This window comes from Mesorhizobium sp. BHbdii (genome assembly GCF_053848045.1).
This window is the reverse complement of record NZ_JBSPKX010000004.1, coordinates 263,468-282,288: the sequence shown is the minus strand read 5'-3', so window position 1 is coordinate 282,288 and position 18,821 is coordinate 263,468. Positions and strand designations below refer to the sequence as shown.

Here is an 18,821-nt window from a genome sequence, read left to right as displayed (position 1 = left end):
CATGAGCTCGGACGACAAGGTAACGCCGCTGCGCCCCAAGCGGCCCTGCCCCGAATGCGGAAAGCCGTCGGCGCGTGAGACCTACCCGTTCTGCTCGGTGCGCTGCAAAGAGATCGACCTCAACCGCTGGCTCAAGGGCGCCTACGTCATTCCGGCCCGCGACGACGAGGACGAACCCGACAACGACCCTGCCAAATGAGGCTGTGCAGAGCAGCCTGCGGGCCTCGACCGCGTCCCATGAATCCGCCTATCGGGCAACTGTTCGTTTCCCGCTTGAAATCAACGCTTAAGCGCTGGACAGGCCGGATTCCCGTGCTATAACCCACGCGCTTTCAAGGGGCGCCTGCGGCGCTTTCGAGAAATCCGGCGTGCAGAACTGCCCGCGTGCCGGAACAGGCCCAGATAGCTCAGTTGGTAGAGCAGCGGACTGAAAATCCGCGTGTCGGTGGTTCGAATCCGCCTCTGGGCACCATTTTCCATGGCAATTGCTTAACGGTCCGACAGACGTTTCGTTGGACTTTGCCGGAAAATGCACGAGGGCGCAGATAAAATTCGACTTGGTCCAGGACACGGAAGGATAGTCGTGCCTTTTTGGAAATCGCACAAGAAATATAGCGCAGGAACGTGGGACGATCGGCTCGATGGATTATTTTCATGCGGGGTAAACTACTCCGGTAAGACGATCCTTGATGTTGGCTGCAATATGGGCATCGTCGCTTATGAAATCGCCAAACGCAGACCGGCCTACATCCACGGCGTTGACGTTCTGAAGCCTCACACCCGCGTGGCGCGTTCTATCTTTCTAGGATCGAACGTAGAAAGTCGATTTGACACCATGAGTCTTGGGAGTCGAAAGCTTCAATCTGTTCTAAATGACCGTTACGATATCGTTCTTTTTCTCGCTGTGTACCAGCATGTCCGCAGAGGGTTGGGCCAAGAGAACGCCGATCGCATCTTCACCGACATCATCAGCCGCGCACAAACCATTGTGGCGCGAGTTCCCGACGAAGACGACATCCGTCTTCAGTCTCTAATCGAGGGTGCCGGGTTCACCTTTTCTGATCGCCACAAGTCGCCACGCGGCAGTACAGTTCTGGCTTATCATCGCCACTAGGCCGGGCGGACGGCGATTACCTGCGCGACTCACGCACCAGACGCATTTCCCGCGCCTATCGGCAAAATCACGTGACCTGAGCACATCACGGCGGCTTCGCCCCGCGAAACGTCTTTGCTCGCGTCGGGCGGATGACGGATTTGATTTGCTTGGTGATCCTCTTATCCTTAGGGCAAACTGCCTGCTGGGGCTCTAGGAGGCGAAATGAGAGCACGCGCAGCAACGGTTGGAGATCTGGAAGCTCTTTTCCGTGATCTGTCCAAGCGGATATCGGACGAATACGCCGCGGCCGGCAAGGACAGCAAGATCGCCTACGACAATCTGATGATGAACTTGAAAGAAGGCCGTGCTCACGCGCTTGTCCAGGGCGAAAAGACCGTGGCGATCATTGCGTGGCACGAGCATAGCGACGCTGCTGATACGCTGTTCGCCGCACAGGAGGATTTCTTCAGTGCCGCGACCGTTCGCTTCTGCAAGCGGCACATCCGCCATATCCAGGCGCTCGCCGGCAACCTCCCCATTCATTCGCGCAGCTGGCTCCAGAGACCGGACGTCGCAAAATGGTTTCGGATAATCGGCTATGTCGAGCGAGGCCAGGAGAATGGCGCCAACCTGTTCGAACTGCCGCCGGCTCCGGCCGCATAAGAAATCCAGGCGTGTTGCAAAACGCTGCCTTTGAGTTCCGGCGGTGCCGCGCTCACGACGGTGTGCCAAAAAGGCCCGCCGCTCCATTTGCGAAGCGGCGAGGCCCCATATTTGGGGACAACTTCCGGGCTGTTGGCCCAGCATTGCCTACCGTGCAATTCAGGTGCCAGGCGACTGACCCATAATGGGTCACCGCACCGGGAAGCGCGAACCATCCTTCCGCGATCACACCACTGCCAATACCGCGCAATTCCTGTTATATTTCCTTGCGGCGGACCTGATTTCCGCCTGGCCGGCGCCCATCAGGCAACCTACCCCAACGCCCCCCCAAAGTGGCGCCGGCCAACTTCGCCGCTGACCAATCTTCGCCACCGACAACGTCGAGCACGCCGTTGCGAGGGCGAGGCCTGCGCGCGATCGTCAGGCCCGATAGTCAGGGGCAGCGGTTCGAAGCCGCCTCCAGAGCGGCGGACTTTCAACTCGGAACGCCCGGCTGCGATTCCAATCCGACAGATCGCCTGGAATGACAGGACGATCCGACATAAATCCAAAAAACCGGTAGCAAGCTGCGGCCAGAAAGTGTTGAAGACGGTGCCGATCGCATTGAACGCGGCGCGATGCAGTTGCGCTCGGCAAGGCTTGATGATTTGTTGCCGCTTCAAGGAGAATGAATGATGCGCGAGCCTGTCGGTCAAGACGAATATGGGTCGGCCAACCCCTTCGACCCGGACGACCTGACGACGTTGAACGTGATGGGTCCGGGTGTGGCCAGCAACGATTTCGAGAAATACGCGGTCGCCGTGATCATCGTGTTCGGCGCCCTCATCATTGGCGGCTTGATGGCCGCAACCCTGGCCTTGGGCCATCGCAACGGTTTCCTGTACGCGCTTGGCGGCGCCACTGCGGCGTGGATATCCGGAAATGCGCTTCTGCTCGATCGGCCGCGTATCTATGCCTTGTTCGTCGGCATCGCAGCCGTGATGCTGATTGCGTCCACCATAACGCTGGTCATCTGATGGTCTGCCGATACTTAGATGATGCCGGCCTGCGAATGGTGGTCTCCTGCGCTTCCGGTACTCGCGTACCGAAAGTACGCTCCGTTCCGGTTCTCGGAAACCACGCAGTCTGGGTCGCTTCGCGCCCGTCTTCGACTCCGGCTCGGCCTGACCTGAATCTCAACAGACCCGGGGCGCACGAAATTTAATATCCGATCGCCTCGCCGGATGCGGCGCGGCTGTCGATAGCGCCGTTGTAGCGGGCGCCGCCGCCCTTCTCGATCTCGGCCAGGCTCTTGCCGCCGACCAGGATGCCGGCCGCCTGGCCCCAGGTCGCCTCGGTGACATCGAGGTGGTAGCCCATGCCGGCAAGCAGCTTTTCGGTATCGGGCGACAGGCCGAACGGTTCGATATAGACCGTGTCTGGCAGCCACTGGTGGTGGATGCGCGGCGCGTCGATCGCCTCCTGGATGTTCATGCCATGATCGACGACATTGACGATCGCTTCAAGCGTGATGGTGATGATGCGCGAGCCGCCGGGGCTGCCGATGACCATGAACGGCTTGCCGTCTTTGGCGACGATGGTCGGGCTCATCGACGACAGCGGCGTCTTCCTCGGCTCGATCGCATTCGCATCGCCCTGTACGAGGCCGTAGAGATTGGGCACGCCCGGTTTCTGGGTGAAATCGTCCATCTCGTTGTTGAGCAGGATACCGGTGCCGTCGGCGACGACGCCGGCGCCGAACGAACCGTTCAGCGTATAGGTTACCGCGACGGCGTTGCCGTCATTGTCGACGATCGAATAATGCGTCGTCTCCTGGCTCTCACCAAAGCCCTTCGGCATCAAGTCCTGCGACACCCCGGCCCGGAACGGATCGATCTTTTCGCGGATTTCCTTCGCATAATTCTTGTCGAGCAGTTTTTCGACCGGATTGTCGACGAAGTCGGGATCGCCGAGCGCCGAGTTGCGATCGACATAGGCATGGCGCATCGCCTCGACCATGATTTTGACGGTTTCGGCGGAACCCGCGCCAAGATAGGACAGCGGATAGAATTCCAGTACGTTGAGGATCTCGCAGATGATGGCGCCGCCCGAGCTCGGTGGCGGCGAGGAGGTGATCTCATAGCCGCGGTAATTGCAGGTCACCGGCTTGAGCTCGCGGACCGCGTAGTTCTCGAAATCCGCCTTGGCCAGAATGCCGCCCTTCTCCGCGCTGGCCCTAACGATGCCGTCGGCGATCGGTCCTTTGTAGAAGGCATCTCGACCTTGCTCCGAAATCGCTGAGAGCGACGCGGCGAGATCAGCCTGAACAAGGCGCTCGCCGATGGCATAAGGCTTGCCGTCCGGCTTCAGGAAGATGGCAGCCGCGGCCGAATCGCTGGCCAGCCGTTCGGCGCCGCCTTCGAGCGAGGCGACATCGCCCTGCTCCAGCACGAAGCCGTCCTTGGCATAGCGGATGGCCGGCGCCATCAAGTCCTGCCGCGGCAGCGAGCCGTATTTTTCCCGTGCCGTTTCAAAACCGGCCACCGAGCCCGGCACGCCGACCGCGAGATAGCCGTCAAGGCTGGCGCCCTTCACCGGCTCGCCGTCCTTGTCGAGATACATGGTCTTCGTCGAGGCGAGCGGCGCCCGCTCGCGGAAATCGAGGAAGGTCGAGCGGCCGTCCTTGAAGCGGATGGTCATGAAGCCGCCACCGCCGATATTGCCGGCGTTCGGATAGACCACAGCCAGCGCATAGCCGACGGCAACCGCCGCATCGACGGCATTGCCGCCTTTCTTCAGCACCTCTACGCCGACTCGCGATGCCAGATGCTGAGCGGTCACCACCATGCCGTGCTCGCCCTTCGCCGGCTGCGGCGAGGCGGCGAAGATGGCCGTCAGCGGCACAAAGGCGAAAGTGAGGGAAAGACCGACGGCGATTAGGGTGCGGCGGGTGGGGTGCATGGCCGTTCTCCGAGGCGTTGGATGCGCCTAGAAGACCCTGTCGGAGCGGGCGAGTCTATGGCTGTGAGTGAAAATTCGGGAATGCTGTCATTCGCCGTCGGCGAAGCTGCCGATCTCCCCCTTGCGGGGAGGATCGGATGTCGCTTCGGCTTTCGACAGCGTCCAAGGCTGAAGGGAAACAAGCTTGTTTTTGCTTTGTGCCGGCGATTATGCTAGTAATTAAAGGATGGTGCTGATTTGCGCCGCGACCCGCCGTTGGCGGGTTTTTCGTTTCAGGCCGACATCAAACGATCCCGCCGCCGCCTCTCGCAACCGCCGGCCGTTCCGCCGCGACCTTCGCCCGATAGCCGGCCGCCCGGTAGGCGGCGACCGGATCGATGGCGCCGCCCGTGTTCAGCCGCGCCATGGCGAGGATCGGCTCGACATCGGTGCGATAGGCGGCTTTCAGCGTTTGCGTCGCCATCAGCGCGTCATTGGCGTCCTGATAGGCTTCCAGTGCCTTGCGATCTACCAGCAGCGCCTGCACATAGGCGCGCTGCACCTCGACCGCGGACAGCATCAGGCTTTCGATCGGATCGGTGACGTTGTGGCTCTGGTCGAGCATGTGAGCCGGATCAAAACCTTCGGCACCGGAAAGCTCGGCATCGACCAGCTCGTTGAAGACGAGGAACAGCCGGTAAGGATCGATCGAGCCGGCGTCGAGATCGTCGTCGCCATATTTCGAATCGTTGAAATGGAAGCCGCCGAGTTTCTTGAACTGGATCAGCCGCGAGACGATCATCTCGATGTTGACGTTGGGCGCGTGGTGGCCGAGGTCGACCAGGCAGAACGCCTTGTCGCCGAGTTCGGTGGCGATGATGTAGTTGGTGCCCCAATCCTGCACGACCGTCGAATAGAAGGCCGGCTCGTACATCTTGTGCTCGGTGAACAGCTTCCAGTCGTCCGGCAGTCCGGCGTAGATCTCCTTCATCGCGTCGAGATAGCGTTCGAACGCCTTGGCGAAATTGACCTGGCCGGGAAAGTTCGAGCCGTCGCCGATCCATACGGTCAGTGCCTTCGATCCCAGCGTCTTGCCAATCTCGATGCATTCGAGATTGTGCTCGACCGCCTGCCGGCGCGTTGCGGCATCGGCATGCGACAGCGAGCCGAACTTGTAGGAAAGCGCCTGGCCCTTAGCGTCAGAGAACGTGTTCGAATTCATGGCGTCGAAGCCGAGGCCGAAGCGGGAGGCGGCCTGCTTCAGCCGGTTCGGGTCGGCCTTGTCCCATGGAATGTGCAGCGAGACGGTCGGCGTCGCCTGCGTCAACTGCCGGATAACGGCGCAGTCCTCGATCTTGTCGAAAATGTCGCGCGGCTCGCCGGCGCCGGGAAAGCGGGCAAAGCGGGTGCCGCCGGTGCCGACGCCCCAGGACGGGATCGCCACGGCGAATTTTTCGACCTTGTCGCTGATAGCGTCGATGGTGATGCCGCGACGGTCAAGACGCTCACCGAGCGAGTCGTAATCGCGCTTGAGGTCGGCCTCGCGCGCGGCGTTGTCTTTTTCGACGATGTCGGCGGAGATGATTTGTTCCATCGCCCGTCTCCGCTCAGCGCGTGAACGACTGGGCATTGCCCGCGTCGACATTGACGATATTGCCGGTCGACTTGGCCGACATGTCGGACGCGAAGAAATAGATCGCCTCGGCGATGTCTTCGGGGAACACCGAACGCTTCAGCATCGAGCGCGAGCGGTAGTGCTCCTCGAGGTCGTCGGTCGACATCTTGTAGGCGGCGGCGCGCTGTTCCTTCCACTCGCCGGTCCAGATCTTGGAGCCGCGCAGCACGGCGTCGGGATTAACGACATTGACCCTGATCTGCGCTTCCGCGCCCTCCAGCGCCAGGCAACGCGCCAGATGGATCTCGGCGGCCTTGGCCGTGCAATAGGCGGCGGCGTTGGGCGATGCTGCCAGCCCGTTCTTGGAGGCGACGAAGACGACGTTGCCGCCGATCTTTTGCGCGCGGAAAAGACGGAATGCTTCCCGCGAAACCAGGAAATAGCCTGTCGACAAGATGTCCATATTCTTGTTCCACAGCGCCAGCGTCGTCTCCTCGATCGGCGCCGAGGTTGCCAGGCCGGCATTCGACACCAGTATATCGATGCCGCCGAACTCGACCGCGGTCTCGGCGAAGCCGGAGATCACCTGGTCCTCTGACGTGACATTGATGACCAGCGGCCGAACGAAATCTTTGCCATAGGCTTTCGCCAGCTCGTCATTGGCGCTGGCAAGGGCGATCTCGTCGATGTCGGCCAGCACGACGCATGCGCCTTCGCGCAGCAGCCGGTTGGCCGTCGCCCGGCCGATGCCGCCGGCGCCGCCGGTGACCAGCGCGATCTGGCCGGCTAGAGCCTTCGGCTTCGGCAGGCGCTGCAGCTTTGCCTCTTCGAGCAGCCAGTACTCGATGTCGAAGGCTTCCTGCTCGGGCAGCCCGACATAGGTCGACACCGTCGAGGCGCCGCGCATGACATTGATGGCGTTGACGTAGAATTCGCCCGATATGCGCGCCGTCGCCTTGTCGCCGGCGAAGGTGAACATGCCGACGCCGGGCATCAGATAGACCACGGCGTTCGGATCTCGCACCGGTGGCGAATCCACGTGCTTGCAGCGGTCGTAATAAGCCTGATAGCCAACACGATACTCCGCCACATCGTCGGCGAGACGGGCGATGACGGCATCGACGTCGGGATTCCCGGGATCGAATTCGATGACCAGCGGCCGGATCTTGGTGCGCAGGAAATGGTCCGGGCAGGATGTGCCGAGCGCTGCCAGTGGACGCAAATCCTTCGAATTGACGAATTCGAGCACGGCTGGCGAATCGTCGAAATGGCCAAGCTTGTGGCTTTTCTCCGAAATCAGGCCGCGGATCCTCGGCATCAGCTTTGCCGCCGCGGCGCGACGCGCTGGCGCGTCGAGCGATTTGACGACTTCGCCACCGAAGATCGGCTTGCCTTCAGACTTGCGCTCGAACCAGTCGATCGCCTGGTTGATCACCGAGATCGTCGTCTCGTAGCATTCCTTTGGGGTGTCGCCCCAGGTGAACAGGCCATGGCTTGCCAGGACGACGCCCTTGGCCTCAGGGTTCTCGAGGCAGAATTTTTCCAGCCACAGGCCGAGTTCGAAGCCCGGACGCTTCCACGGCAGCCAGCCGACCGCGTCGCCGAAGATCTCCTTGGTCAGCGCCTTCGAATCCTTGGCGGCGGCAATGGCGATGATGGCGTCGGGATGCATGTGGTCGACATGGGGCTTCGGCACGAATGCGTGCAGCGGCGTGTCGATCGAGGCCGCGCGCGGATTGAGGTTGAAGGTGCAGTGGGGCAGATAGCCGACCATTTCGTCTTCATGCTCGACGCCGCGATAAAGACCCTTCAACGCCCTGAGCTTGTCCATATAGAGCGTGGCGAAGCCGTCGAGCTTGATCGAGGCGCTGTCGCCGCCCGAGCCCTTGACCCACAGCACTTCAATGCTCTCACCGGTGAGCGGATCCTTTTGCCAGATCTTGGAAGAGGTGTTGCCGCCGCCATAGTTGGTGACGCGCTTGTCGGAGCCAAGGACATTCGAGCGATAGACGAGACGTTCCGGCTCGCTCATTGCTTGGGCTTTCGCGTCATCCCAAAGATTGGCGAGGCGCGTGCCGGAGCGCTTGTCGAGCATAGGTAATCCTCCCGTGACGTGAGACGCGCAAACGATGCGGTCAATTGCCACCGCATTGCGGGTCAGCTTTGCTCGAATGTCCACGCAAGCGGCGGCGTTGTCAATCACAAACGATCAAGATTGATCATATTGCACTGCACAATGAAATTATATGATCGGAAATGATTGACACTGCGCGTTTTGGGTGCCTAGATGCTCGACAGGGAGGAACCATGCACGAGAAAGAGCGCCACAGGATCATTTTGTCCGCCGTCCAGGAAAAGCCTGTGGTGACGGTGCAGGAGATGGTCGACCTGACGGACTCGTCCGAGGCGACGATCCGGCGCGACATCGCCGCATTGCATGTGCAAAAGCGCCTGCGCCGCGTGCGCGGCGGCGCCGAGGCGATCACGCCACCGCAGTTCATCGGCCTTGCCGGCCGGCCTTTTTCCGTCAACGAGACGATCAACGCTTCGCAGAAGCGGGCGATCGCGCGGGACGCCGTGGAACTCTGCAAGGACGGCGAGCCGATCATCATCAATGGCGGCACCACCACCTTCCAGATGGTGCATTTCCTGACCGGCCGCCGGATGCCGATCTTCACCAATTCCTTTCCGATCGCCGAGCACCTGCTCAAGCACTCCAAGAACACGGTGATGCTGTCGGGCGGCACCATCTACCGCGAGCAGAACATCATCCTGTCGCCCTTCGAGAATGACGTGACGCGCAATTTCTATGCGCGCCGCATGTTCATGGGCGCGCAAGGGCTCGGGCCACTCGGCTTGATGGAAGGCGACCCGCTGCTGATCCAGGCCGAACAGAAACTGATCGATCAGGCCGACGAACTGGTGGTGCTGGTCGACTCGTCGAAGTTCCGAAAACGCTCGAGCCTGATCCTGTGCGGCCTGTCGCGCATCGCGACCGTCATTACCGACGACGGCATCGAGGACCGCGAGGCCAAGATGTTGGAGGCCGCCGGTGTGACGCTGGTCGTCGCCCGCACAACGCTGGGCAATAAGGAAGAATCTTCGCTGCAGGCCTGAGGCCCGCAGCGGCGATGGAATGCAACACTCAAGGGAGGATATTCGATGAGCTTTCTGAAGAAACTGATGGTTACGGCGGCGTTCTCCGCCGCCATGTTTGTGAATGCCGCCTATGCCGAGAACGTCAAGATCGCACTGGTGGTGAAGTCGCTCGGCAATGGCTTCTTCGATGCCGCCAACAAGGGCGCCGAAGAGGCGGCCAAGGAACTCGGCGACGTCGATATCATCTACACCGGCCCGACCAAGGCGACCGCCGAAGCGCAGATCGAGGTGATCAATTCGCTGATCGCCCAGAAGGTCAACGCCATCGCCATTTCGGCCAATGACGCCGACGCGCTGGTGCCGGCGCTGAAGAAGGCGATGGATCGCGGCATCACCGTCATCTCGTGGGATTCAGGCGTCGCTCCGGAAGGTCGCCAGCTCCACCTCAACCCCTCGGACACCAACCTGATCGGCGAGACCATCATCAAGCTTGCCGCCGACTACCTGCCGGAAGGCGGCGACGTCGCCATCCTGTCGGCTTCGTCCACCGCGACCAACCAGAACGCCTGGATCGACGCGGCCAAGAAGGTGCTGCCGGAGAAATTTCCCAAGATCAACCTCGTCGCCACCGTTTACGGCGACGACGACTCGGCCAAGAGCACGGACGAAGCCAAGGGCCTTTTGAAGTCCTATCCGAACCTCAAAGCGATCATCGCACCGACCACGGTCGGCGTCGTTGCCGCCGCTCAGGTGGTGACCGACCAAGGCCTGATCGGCAAGGTCAACGTCACCGGCCTGGCGCTGCCGTCGGAGTTCAAGAAGTTCATCGACAACGGTGCCAGCCAAGCGGTCGCGCTGTGGAACCCGATCGACCTCGGCTACTCGGCCGTCTACCTCGCCCATGATTTGGCGGTGAAGAAGGAAGAAGCCAAGCCGGGTGCGACGCTGTCGATCGGCCGCGTCGGCAAGGTCACGCTCGACGACACCAATTCGGCTGCGATGGCTCCGCCCTTCAAGTTCGACAAGTCGAACATCGAAGAATTCTCCAAGATCTATTGATCCTGGAGCCCTTCAAGCCGGCGCGGCGGGGCAGAGGTTCCGCCGCGTCCTCAAACGGACCTGCTGCAGGGCTTGATACGACTATGGACACGACAGCCCAACTCAACCCGACGACCGAGCAGCCTTTGGCTCCGGCTCCGCGCCTGACCCTGTCCGGTATCTCGAAGAGTTTTCCCGGCGTGCGCGCGCTGCATGATGTCAGCCTGTCGCTCTATCCCGGCCAGGTGACCGCGCTGATCGGCGAAAACGGCGCCGGCAAGTCGACGCTGGTCAAGATCATGACCGGCATCTACCAGCCCGACGCGGGCACCATCAGCATAGACGGCCAGGCCGTCACCTTGCCCAGCGCTCATGCCGCCTTCGGGCACGGCATCACCGCCATCCACCAGGAAACCGTGCTGTTCGACGACCTGACGGTGGCCGAGAATATCTTTCTCGGCCATGCGCCGCGGTCGCGCTTCGGCACCATCGACTGGCGCACCATGCGCAAGAATGCCCGTGAAGTATTGAACACCATGGGTGCCGGCCACATTGACGCCGACGCGCGGCTGAAGGACCTCGGTATCGCCAACAAGCACCTCGTCGCAGTCGCCCGCGCCATGTCGATCGATGCCCAGATCGTCATCATGGACGAGCCGACCGCAGCGCTGTCGCTGAAGGAGATCGAGGAGCTCTTTTTGCTCATCGAATTCCTGAAGAGCGAAGGCAAGGCGATCCTGTTCATCAGCCACAAGTTCGACGAGATCTACCGCATTGCCGACCGCTATACGGTGTTCCGCGACGGCGAAATGGTCGGCGAAGGCCTGATCAGGGATGCCGGCCAGAGCCAGATTGTGCGCATGATGGTCGGCCGCGCCGTCGATCACATTTTTCCGCAGCGGAAGGCCGAGATCAGCGCGCCGGTGCTCACTGTCTCGGGCCTGTCGCACCCGACCGAGTTCGACGACATCGGCTTCGAGCTGCACAGAGGTGAAATCCTCGGCTTCTACGGCCTCGTCGGCGCCGGCCGCAGCGAGGTGATGCAGGCGATATCAGGCATCACCCGCACCAGCAGCGGCACAATCACGCTGGAAGGCAAGACAATCGTGCCGAAATCGGCAGCGGATTCGATCAACGCCGGCATCGTCTATGTGCCGGAAGAGCGCGGCAAGCAAGGCGTTGTGATCGGCCTGCCGATCTTCCAGAATATCTCGCTGCCCTCACTCAAGCGCACGTCCAAATCAGGCGTGTTGCGGCTGGCCGAGGAGTTCGCACTGGCCCGTTCCTACACCGAGCGGCTCGATTTGCGCGCCTCGTCGCTCAGCCAGGATGTCGGCACGCTGTCGGGCGGCAACCAGCAGAAGATCGTCATCGCCAAATGGCTGGCGACAGCCCCCAAAGTGATCATCCTCGACGAGCCGACCAAGGGCATCGACATCGGCTCCAAGGCCGCCGTGCACGGCTTCATGGCCGAGCTCGTCGCGCAAGGTCTGTCAGTGATCATGGTGTCGTCCGAACTGCCCGAAATCCTCGGCATGTCCGACCGCGTCGTCGTCATGCGGGAGGGGCGCATTGCTTCGGTCTACGACAACAAGGGGCTCGACGCGGAAACGCTGGTCAAGACGGCAGCGGGGATCGCAGCATGAAGGCTCTTCCTAGATATCGTGAAGTCTGGCTGCTCGCCGCCATCGTCGTCCTGATCGGGCTGATCTCGATGCGCTTTCCGGGCTTTGCCAATCCGGCCAATCTGCGCCAGGTGTTCAACGACACCTCGATCCTGATGATCCTGGCGCTGGGTCAGATGGTTGTCATTCTGACCCGCTCGATCGACCTGTCGATGGCGTCCAATCTCTGCTTCACCGGCATGGTAGTGGCGATGCTGAACGCCGCGCATCCGGCAATCCCGATCCCGCTGCTGATCGTCATCGCACTGTTAGTCGGACTGGTGCTCGGCGTGATCAACGGCCTGCTGGTATGGCGGCTGAACATCCCGTCAATCGTGGTGACGCTCGGCACGCTGACCATCTACCGCGGCGCCACCTTCGTCATCTCCGGCGGCGCCTGGGTCAATGCCGACCAGATGAGCCCTGAGTTCATCGGCCTGCAGCGCGCGGCCTTTCTCGGCATCCCGGTCCTGTCGTGGATCGCCATATTGGTCATCGCCTTGTTCTTCCTCGTGATGACGCGCACCGCGCTCGGCCGCTCGATCTACGCTATCGGCGTCAATCCGACGGCGTCGGTCTATGCCGGCATCGATGTCGGCCGCACCAAGTTCATCGTCTTCTGCATCTCGGGGATGGCCGCCGGTCTCTGCGGTTATCTCTGGATTTCGCGCTACGTCATCGCCTCGGTCGAGGTCGCCAATGGCTACGAGCTCAACATCATCGCCGCCTGCGTCATCGGCGGCATCTCGATCGCCGGCGGCATCGGCTCGGTCGGCGGCGCAGTGCTCGGTGCGCTGTTCCTCGGCATCATCTCCAATGCGCTGCCGGTCATCAACATCTCGCCCTTCTGGCAGATGGCGATTTCGGGCAGCGCCATCATCCTGGCCGTGGTGCTCAATGCGCGCGGCGAACGTCGGCAAGGCCGCATCATCCTCAAAAAGGCGGAAGCGGCATGACCGACACCCCAGTCCCACGCCACATTCCCGACCGGCTCGACAAGCCGCTCAACGCGGCGATCTTCTCATGGGAGGCGCTGCTGGTCGCGGTGGCGGTCGCCATCTTTGCCGTCAACAGCTTCGCCTCGCCCTATTTCCTCGACGCGTGGTCGCTGTCTGACCTGACCTTCAACTTCACCGAGAAGGCGCTGATCGCGCTTGCCATGGCGCTGCTGATCATTTCCGGCGAAATCGACCTGTCGGTCGCCGCCATCATTGCGCTGGCCTCGACGATGATGGGCATGGCGGTGCAGGCCGGCGCCGGCACGCCGGTGCTGGTGGCGATCGGCATCGTGGTCGGGCTTGGCTGCGGCGCCTTTAACGGGCTGCTCGTCACCAGGCTGGGATTGCCGTCGATCGTCGTTACCATCGGCACGATGAGCCTGTTTCGCGGCATCGCCTTCATCGTCCTCGGCGACCAGGCCTACAAGGGCTATCCCCCGAGCTTCGCCTTCTTCGGCCAAGGCTATGTCTGGTGGGTGGTGTCGTTCGAACTGACGCTGCTCCTCGTCGCGGCGGTCGTCTACTGGTTCCTACTGCACCGGACGAGCTTCGGCCGCCGCGTCTTCGCCATCGGCAACAACCCGGTTGCGGCGCAGTTTTCCGGCGTGCGCGTCGGCCGCATCAAGTTCATCCTGTTCTGCCTGACCGGCTTGATGGCCGGCATCGCCTCGGTGCTGATCACCTCGCGGCTCGGCTCGACCCGACCGTCGATCGCGCAAGGCTACGAATTGGAAGTCATCACCATGGTGGTGCTTGGTGGCGTCAGCATCCTGGGCGGCGCCGGCAGCATTCTGGGTGTCGTGCTCGCCGCCTTCATCATGGGGCTGGTGACTTTTGGCTTGGGGCTGCTCAACGTGCCAGGCATCGTCATGTCGATCTTCATCGGCCTGCTGCTGATCATCGTCATCGCGCTGCCGATCGTCTGGCGGCGGGTGCGTCGGGAGCGTTTCACCTGATGGCCGAAAAATACGCGTTCAAGATGAAGCTCAATCCGGGCATGAAGGCCGAATACAAAAGGCGCCATGACGACATCTGGCCGTCGCTGGTGGCGCTGTTGAAGCAGGCAGGCGTTTTCGACTATTCGATCCATCTCGACGAAGAGACCAACACCTTGTTCGGCGTGCTGTGGCGGCGTGACGACCACGGCATGGATGAATTGCCGAAGCACCCAGTGATACAGCGCTGGTGGGCTGAAATGGCCGACATCATGGAGACCAAGCCTGATAACGAGCCGGTGGCGGTGCCGCTGGAAACCATGTTCCATATGGAATGACACACCACGTCGCCGTCATCGATATCGGCAAGACCAATGCCAAGGTAGCGCTGGTCGATCTCGCCGACATGCGCGAAGTCGCGCTGCGCCGCATGGCGAATGCGCCCGTCGCCGACGGTCCCTACCCGCACCACGATGTCAAGCTTTTGTGGTCGTTCATCGTCGACAGCCTCGCCGGGATTAATCGCGAACAGCGCATCGACACGATATCGATCACCGCCCATGGCGCGACGGGCGTGCTGGTGGACGCTGCCGGCGAGCTGGCGCTGCCGGTGCTCGACTATGAATTCACCGGGCCCGACGCCCTTGCCCAGGACTATGACGCGATCCGTCCGGCCTTTGCCGAGACGGGTACGCCGCGCCTGCCGGTCGGCCTCAATCTCGGCGCGCAGTTCTTCTGGCAGCAGAGGAACTTCCCGGCGGAGTTCGCCGAGGCCGCCGCGATCCTGATGTATCCGCAATACTGGGCTTTTCGCCTCACCGGCGTCGCCGCCAACGAGGTGACCTCGCTCGGCTGCCACACCGATCTGTGGAACCCATGGAAAGCGGATTTTTCGTCACTCGTCGACCGGATGCAATGGCGCGGCCTGATGGCGCCGGTGCGGCCGGCCAAGGACCGCCTTGGCCCAATCTTGTCCGCCCTTGCCAAGGGAACCGGCCTCGATCCGCAGACGGCGGTGTTTTGCGGCTTGCATGATTCCAATGCCTCGCTGCTGCCGCATCTCCTGTCCGACAGACCGCCCTTCTCGGTCGTCTCGACCGGCACCTGGGTGGTGTCGATGGCCGTCGGCGGCAACAAGATCGCGCTCGATCCGGCGCGCGACACGCTGGTCAACGTCAATGCGCTCGGTGATCCGGTGCCATCGGCGCGCTTCATGGGGGGTCGCGAATTTTCACGGCTGACGGAAGGCCAATCGGAAGGCTGGAACGAAGAGGATGTCGCCACAGTGCTCGCTGGGAAGACATCCCTGCTGCCTTCGACCCAACAAGGTTCGGGGCCGTTCCCGCATCACACCGCCGCATGGCTCGACGCCGACGGCATCAACAACGGCCAGCGCTTTGCCGCCATCTCTTTCTACCTGGCGCTGATGACCGCGACCTGCCTCGATCTGATCGGTGCCGACGGTCCGATCATCGTCGAGGGCCCGTTCGCCCGCAACCGGCTTTTCACGCAGATGCTGGCTGCAGCGACGGCGCGTGCCGTCATTGCGTCCGAGGCTGCGACCGGGACCAGCATCGGCGCTGCCTTGCTAGCGTCGGACCAAAGAACGGTCCAAGGCAAAGGCGAAGGGATGGAACCGCCGGCCGACCCAGCCTGGACGGATTATGCGCGCTCATGGCGCGCGGCGGTCGACGCGCGGGGCTGATCACAAAATCCGCTTGCCGAAAGCCGACATGACGAAGTTGACGGTGTCTATCGCAATCCGCGGTTCCAAACCTTCTGTCAGGCCGGAAACATCTATCGACAACAGCCCGCCGGACAGCGCGATGGCCTCCATCGCCTGATGCGTTTCGCGCACCGTGATGCCGCCGGAGCCGGCCGCCCAGCCGGCGAATTCGGTCACCTCAGGCGAATAGCTGACATGGAAGCCTTGCGTGCCGGAGGTGGCGATGCGGATCGCCTCGTGCATCAGGTCGCGCATGCCCATGGCGTCGATGTCGGTCATGGTGAAGGCGGAGACGCGCGAATCCTTCAGCACCCGGGCTTCGGCCGGATCGGCATGGCGCAGCCCGACGATGACGACGTTTTCCGGCGACAATTGCGGCTGCAGCGCGCCGGGCTTGTGATCGAGTCCGAGCGCGCGCGCCAGCACCGAACGTTCCGGCAGGTCGATGCCGTCTTCGTCCTCGGGCATCAGCGCGGCGATGGAATCGATCCAGATCAGGCCAAACGAGTGTGTCGCCCGCGCGGTCATCGTCAGCGCCTTGTGGGCGATGCGCCGGTCACTCCCGGCGGTGAGTCGGACCAGGCCGGATGGCGGCCGGTCGATATCGGCCAGCTCGACGACATCGAAATTCATCGCCTCCAGCCGGGCGCCGGTCGCTTCCCTGGCGAGGATGCCGGCGGCCGCTGGTTCGGCTGTGATCTGCACCATCTTGCGGCCGGAGAAATCCTCGACATCGTGCATCGGGGCCTTTTCGACATATTCCGAGGTCATCGCCAACAGCATGGCGCCATAGCTAATGCGGAAGGCGACACGGTCGCCGACGGCGGGTGGCGGGTCGGCGTCGGTTACATCGAGGAGCAGATGATCGCTGGAGGCGCCGAGCACCCGCACGCCCTTGGCAACCGGCGTCAAACCTTCGATCAAAACGTCCTCGCGGCCGATATTGGCGATGGCGCGCAACCTGTCGCCCTCATCGGGAAACACCGGCTGGTTGCCGAAAGCGTCGTAGCCGGATTGGCCGATCGGCCGCGACGGCTTCAGCTTGACCTCGATGATGTCGCTGGTCAGGCGGCAGGCATCGGGTTCCAGTTCGGCCCACGGCGTCTCGCGGAAGGTTTCGACGCCACCCTGCAGGATTGCTTCGCCGACCCGCAGATTGCTGATGCCGGCGGGCAGCCGGCCTTCGAGCAGCAGCGTCAGCGACGATGACGCCCCGCCTGATATCCAGTCGAGCCTTGCGCCGGACAGACGCTCGGCCTTGTAGGCATGGGCGACAAGTTGCCCGAGGTTTTCCTCCGTCGGCATGATGGCGCCGAAGCAGCCGAGATTGGTGCCGATGCCGGCGATGCGCACGCCCTTGAGTGCCAGTATCTGCTCGACAGTGGGCACGAGATCGTTCGGCCAGATGCCTTCCCTGAGGTCGCCAAGATCGATCATCAGCATGATGTCGTGGACGCGGCCCATGCGCGCGGCGATACGCGACAGCTCGCGGATGGTGGCGAGTTCGGATTGCAGGCTGATGTCGACGGTGCGGACCACCTCCTCGACGCGCGCCATCGGCGGGCTGCGCAGCAGCATAATCGGCGCATTGATGCCGCTGTCGCGCAGGCGGCGGATGTTTTCGAAGCGCGATTCAGCGATGCCGGCGACGCCGCCACGGAGCATGGCTCGCGCCACCTGCGGCATGCCGCAAGTTCCCTTGGTGACGCCGAAGACCTTGATGCCGGACAGGGCGCAGCGGTCGACGATCGTGCGTGCAATGCGCTCGATGCGGCCAAGGTCGATGGCGACTTGCGGTCCGGACATGATCTAGCCTTTGTAGACCAGCCCTTGCGGGTCGATCTCCGGCTTGCGGCCGGCGACCACATCGGCAAGGAATCTTCCGGAACCGCAGGCCATTGTCCAGCCGACATGGCCGTGGCCGGTATCGAGGTACAGATTCCTGTAGCGCGCTTGGCCGATGACCGGCACCGAGCTTGGCATCATCGGCCGCAAGCCGGCCCAGAGCTCGGCCTTGTTCTCGTCGAAGGCACCCGGGAACAGATCGTTGCCAGTCCTGAACATGGCGGCGAAATCGCTCGGCTTGTGGGTGCGGTCGAAGCCGGTGAACTCGGCTGTCGAAGCGAGCCGCAGCCGGTTGCCGAGCCTGGAATAGCCGATGAGCTGATCCTCGTCGGCGCCGCCCATGGTCGGCCCCTTGCTCTCGTCCTCCAGTTGCACGGTCGCGGTGTAGCCCTTGACCGGATAGACCGGCAGATCGAGGCCGTAGCGGCGGCCGAGCAGGCCGCTTTCAGGTCCCATTGATATGACCACGGCGTCGCCGGCGACCGGACCGGCCGAGGTCATCACCGCGCGCACCCGATCGCCTTCGATGTCGAGGCCTTCGACCGTCGTGCCGTAGAGGAATTGCACGCCGAGTTTCTGGGCGGCATAGGCAGCGAGGTTCTGCGTGAATTGGCTGGAGTCGCCGGTCTGGTCGATCGGAGAATAGACGCCGCCGGCGATCTTATCCTTGGCCCCGGCAAGCCCCGGCTCTAGCTCGACCAGCCGGTCGCGGCCGACGATCTCGATCGGCAGACCGTGCTCGGCGAGATAGCGGTAATTGTCGGTGCCGGTATCAAGACTCTGCTGCGAGCGGAAGAAATAGAGAATGCCCTTCTTGCGCTCGTCATAGTGAATGCCGGTGTCGGCAGAGATGGCGTTGATGCAGTCGCGCGAATAGAGCGCCAGGCGCAGCTTGATATCGGTGTTGGCGCGCAGGCGCGCTCGCGTGCACTGGCGCAGGAAGCGCAGGCTCCAGGCGAAGAAATAAGGATCGAAGCGCAGCCGCACCTTGATGCCGAGATCGTGGTTGTAAAGCGCGCGCAGGAACGTCTTCAGCGCAGCGGGCGAGGCCCAGGCGGTGGCGTCGCCCGGCGACACCAGCCCGGCATTCGATTGGCTGGTGCCGCGCGCCGCCATCGGATGGCGCTCGATGACGGTCACCTCGTGGCCGTCGCTCGCCAGATAATAGGCGGCCGCCGTGCCGACCACACCGGCTCCGAGCACCAATATTCTCATGCCGCCCC

General features: G+C 62.5%; 16 protein-coding genes and 1 tRNA gene. 12 read left to right on the top strand and 5 right to left on the bottom strand.

Going from position 1 to position 18,821, the window contains the following annotated elements:
* Nucleotide 1: 1 nt before the first annotated feature.
* From yacG to ACWTU8_RS21960, 5 genes are all read left to right on the top strand, one after another.
* Nucleotides 2-199 carry a DNA gyrase inhibitor YacG gene (yacG, locus tag ACWTU8_RS21980; protein WP_029348517.1) on the top strand — a complete coding sequence of 66 codons (198 nt, stop codon included), beginning with the start codon at nucleotides 2-4 and terminating at the stop codon, nucleotides 197-199.
* A 197-nt stretch (nucleotides 200-396) separates the two neighbouring features.
* A tRNA-Phe gene (locus ACWTU8_RS21975) sits at nucleotides 397-472 on the top strand.
* A 57-nt stretch (nucleotides 473-529) separates the two neighbouring features.
* Nucleotides 530-1,114: a class I SAM-dependent methyltransferase gene (locus ACWTU8_RS21970; RefSeq protein ID WP_455849813.1), complete on the top strand. Its 585-nt coding sequence runs from the start codon at nucleotides 530-532 to the stop codon at nucleotides 1,112-1,114.
* 204 nt (nucleotides 1,115-1,318) lie between these two features.
* Nucleotides 1,319-1,759, top strand: coding sequence for a hypothetical protein (locus tag ACWTU8_RS21965; RefSeq protein ID WP_029356736.1), 441 nt, complete (start codon nucleotides 1,319-1,321; stop codon nucleotides 1,757-1,759).
* Nucleotides 1,760-2,430: 671 nt separating this feature from the next.
* On the top strand, nucleotides 2,431-2,775 hold the full coding sequence (locus ACWTU8_RS21960; protein ID WP_036267505.1) for a hypothetical protein: 345 nt from the start codon (nucleotides 2,431-2,433) through the stop codon (nucleotides 2,773-2,775).
* Between the two features lie 184 nt (nucleotides 2,776-2,959).
* On the opposite strand, the gene ggt is transcribed toward ACWTU8_RS21960, so the two are convergent.
* From ggt to ACWTU8_RS21945, 3 genes are all read right to left on the bottom strand, one after another.
* Nucleotides 2,960-4,699, bottom strand: coding sequence for a gamma-glutamyltransferase (ggt, locus tag ACWTU8_RS21955; RefSeq protein ID WP_455849812.1), 1,740 nt, complete (start codon nucleotides 4,697-4,699; stop codon nucleotides 2,960-2,962).
* A gap of 283 nt (nucleotides 4,700-4,982) precedes the next feature.
* The gene (rhaI, locus tag ACWTU8_RS21950; protein WP_455849811.1) at nucleotides 4,983-6,272 is read right to left on the bottom strand and encodes an L-rhamnose catabolism isomerase; all 1,290 of its coding nucleotides are present in this window, start codon (nucleotides 6,270-6,272) and stop codon (nucleotides 4,983-4,985) included.
* A gap of 13 nt (nucleotides 6,273-6,285) precedes the next feature.
* On the bottom strand, nucleotides 6,286-8,388 hold the full coding sequence (locus ACWTU8_RS21945; RefSeq protein ID WP_455849810.1) for a bifunctional rhamnulose-1-phosphate aldolase/short-chain dehydrogenase: 2,103 nt from the start codon (nucleotides 8,386-8,388) through the stop codon (nucleotides 6,286-6,288).
* Nucleotides 8,389-8,600: 212 nt separating this feature from the next.
* Between ACWTU8_RS21945 and ACWTU8_RS21940 the strand changes: the two genes are divergently transcribed.
* The 7 genes from ACWTU8_RS21940 (at nucleotide 8,601) to ACWTU8_RS21910 (ending at nucleotide 15,732) form a co-directional block, all read left to right on the top strand.
* Complete coding sequence (locus ACWTU8_RS21940) at nucleotides 8,601-9,410, top strand: DeoR/GlpR family DNA-binding transcription regulator (RefSeq protein WP_128342161.1); 810 nt, start codon at nucleotides 8,601-8,603, stop codon at nucleotides 9,408-9,410.
* 45 nt (nucleotides 9,411-9,455) lie between these two features.
* The gene (gene rhaS, locus ACWTU8_RS21935) at nucleotides 9,456-10,451 is read left to right on the top strand and encodes a rhamnose ABC transporter substrate-binding protein (RefSeq protein ID WP_029356748.1); all 996 of its coding nucleotides are present in this window, start codon (nucleotides 9,456-9,458) and stop codon (nucleotides 10,449-10,451) included.
* A gap of 83 nt (nucleotides 10,452-10,534) precedes the next feature.
* Entirely contained in the window at nucleotides 10,535-12,076 is a 1,542-nt protein-coding gene (locus tag ACWTU8_RS21930) for a sugar ABC transporter ATP-binding protein (protein ID WP_455849809.1), read from the top strand.
* Complete coding sequence (locus ACWTU8_RS21925) at nucleotides 12,073-13,050, top strand: ABC transporter permease (protein ID WP_455849808.1); 978 nt, start codon at nucleotides 12,073-12,075, stop codon at nucleotides 13,048-13,050. Before ACWTU8_RS21930 ends, ACWTU8_RS21925 begins: the two co-directional genes overlap by 4 nt.
* Nucleotides 13,047-14,048 carry an ABC transporter permease gene (locus tag ACWTU8_RS21920; RefSeq protein ID WP_455849807.1) on the top strand — a complete coding sequence of 334 codons (1,002 nt, stop codon included), beginning with the start codon at nucleotides 13,047-13,049 and terminating at the stop codon, nucleotides 14,046-14,048. Before ACWTU8_RS21925 ends, ACWTU8_RS21920 begins: the two co-directional genes overlap by 4 nt.
* Nucleotides 14,048-14,365 (top strand): L-rhamnose mutarotase, encoded by a 318-nt coding sequence (gene rhaM / locus ACWTU8_RS21915; protein WP_455849806.1) that lies wholly within the window; start codon nucleotides 14,048-14,050, stop codon nucleotides 14,363-14,365. The genes ACWTU8_RS21920 and rhaM overlap by 1 nt, the downstream gene beginning before the upstream one ends.
* Nucleotides 14,362-15,732 (top strand): FGGY-family carbohydrate kinase, encoded by a 1,371-nt coding sequence (locus ACWTU8_RS21910; RefSeq protein WP_455849805.1) that lies wholly within the window; start codon nucleotides 14,362-14,364, stop codon nucleotides 15,730-15,732. Before rhaM ends, ACWTU8_RS21910 begins: the two co-directional genes overlap by 4 nt.
* Here the strand turns inward: ACWTU8_RS21910 and ACWTU8_RS21905 are convergent, their stop codons facing one another.
* Both ACWTU8_RS21905 and ACWTU8_RS21900 read right to left on the bottom strand, forming a co-directional pair.
* Nucleotides 15,733-17,559 carry an alanine racemase gene (locus ACWTU8_RS21905; protein ID WP_455849804.1) on the bottom strand — a complete coding sequence of 609 codons (1,827 nt, stop codon included), beginning with the start codon at nucleotides 17,557-17,559 and terminating at the stop codon, nucleotides 15,733-15,735.
* A gap of 3 nt (nucleotides 17,560-17,562) precedes the next feature.
* A complete protein-coding gene (locus ACWTU8_RS21900) occupies nucleotides 17,563-18,813 on the bottom strand; it encodes a D-amino acid dehydrogenase (protein WP_455849803.1) in 1,251 nt (416 codons plus the stop codon).
* Nucleotides 18,814-18,821: the final 8 nt, after the last annotated feature.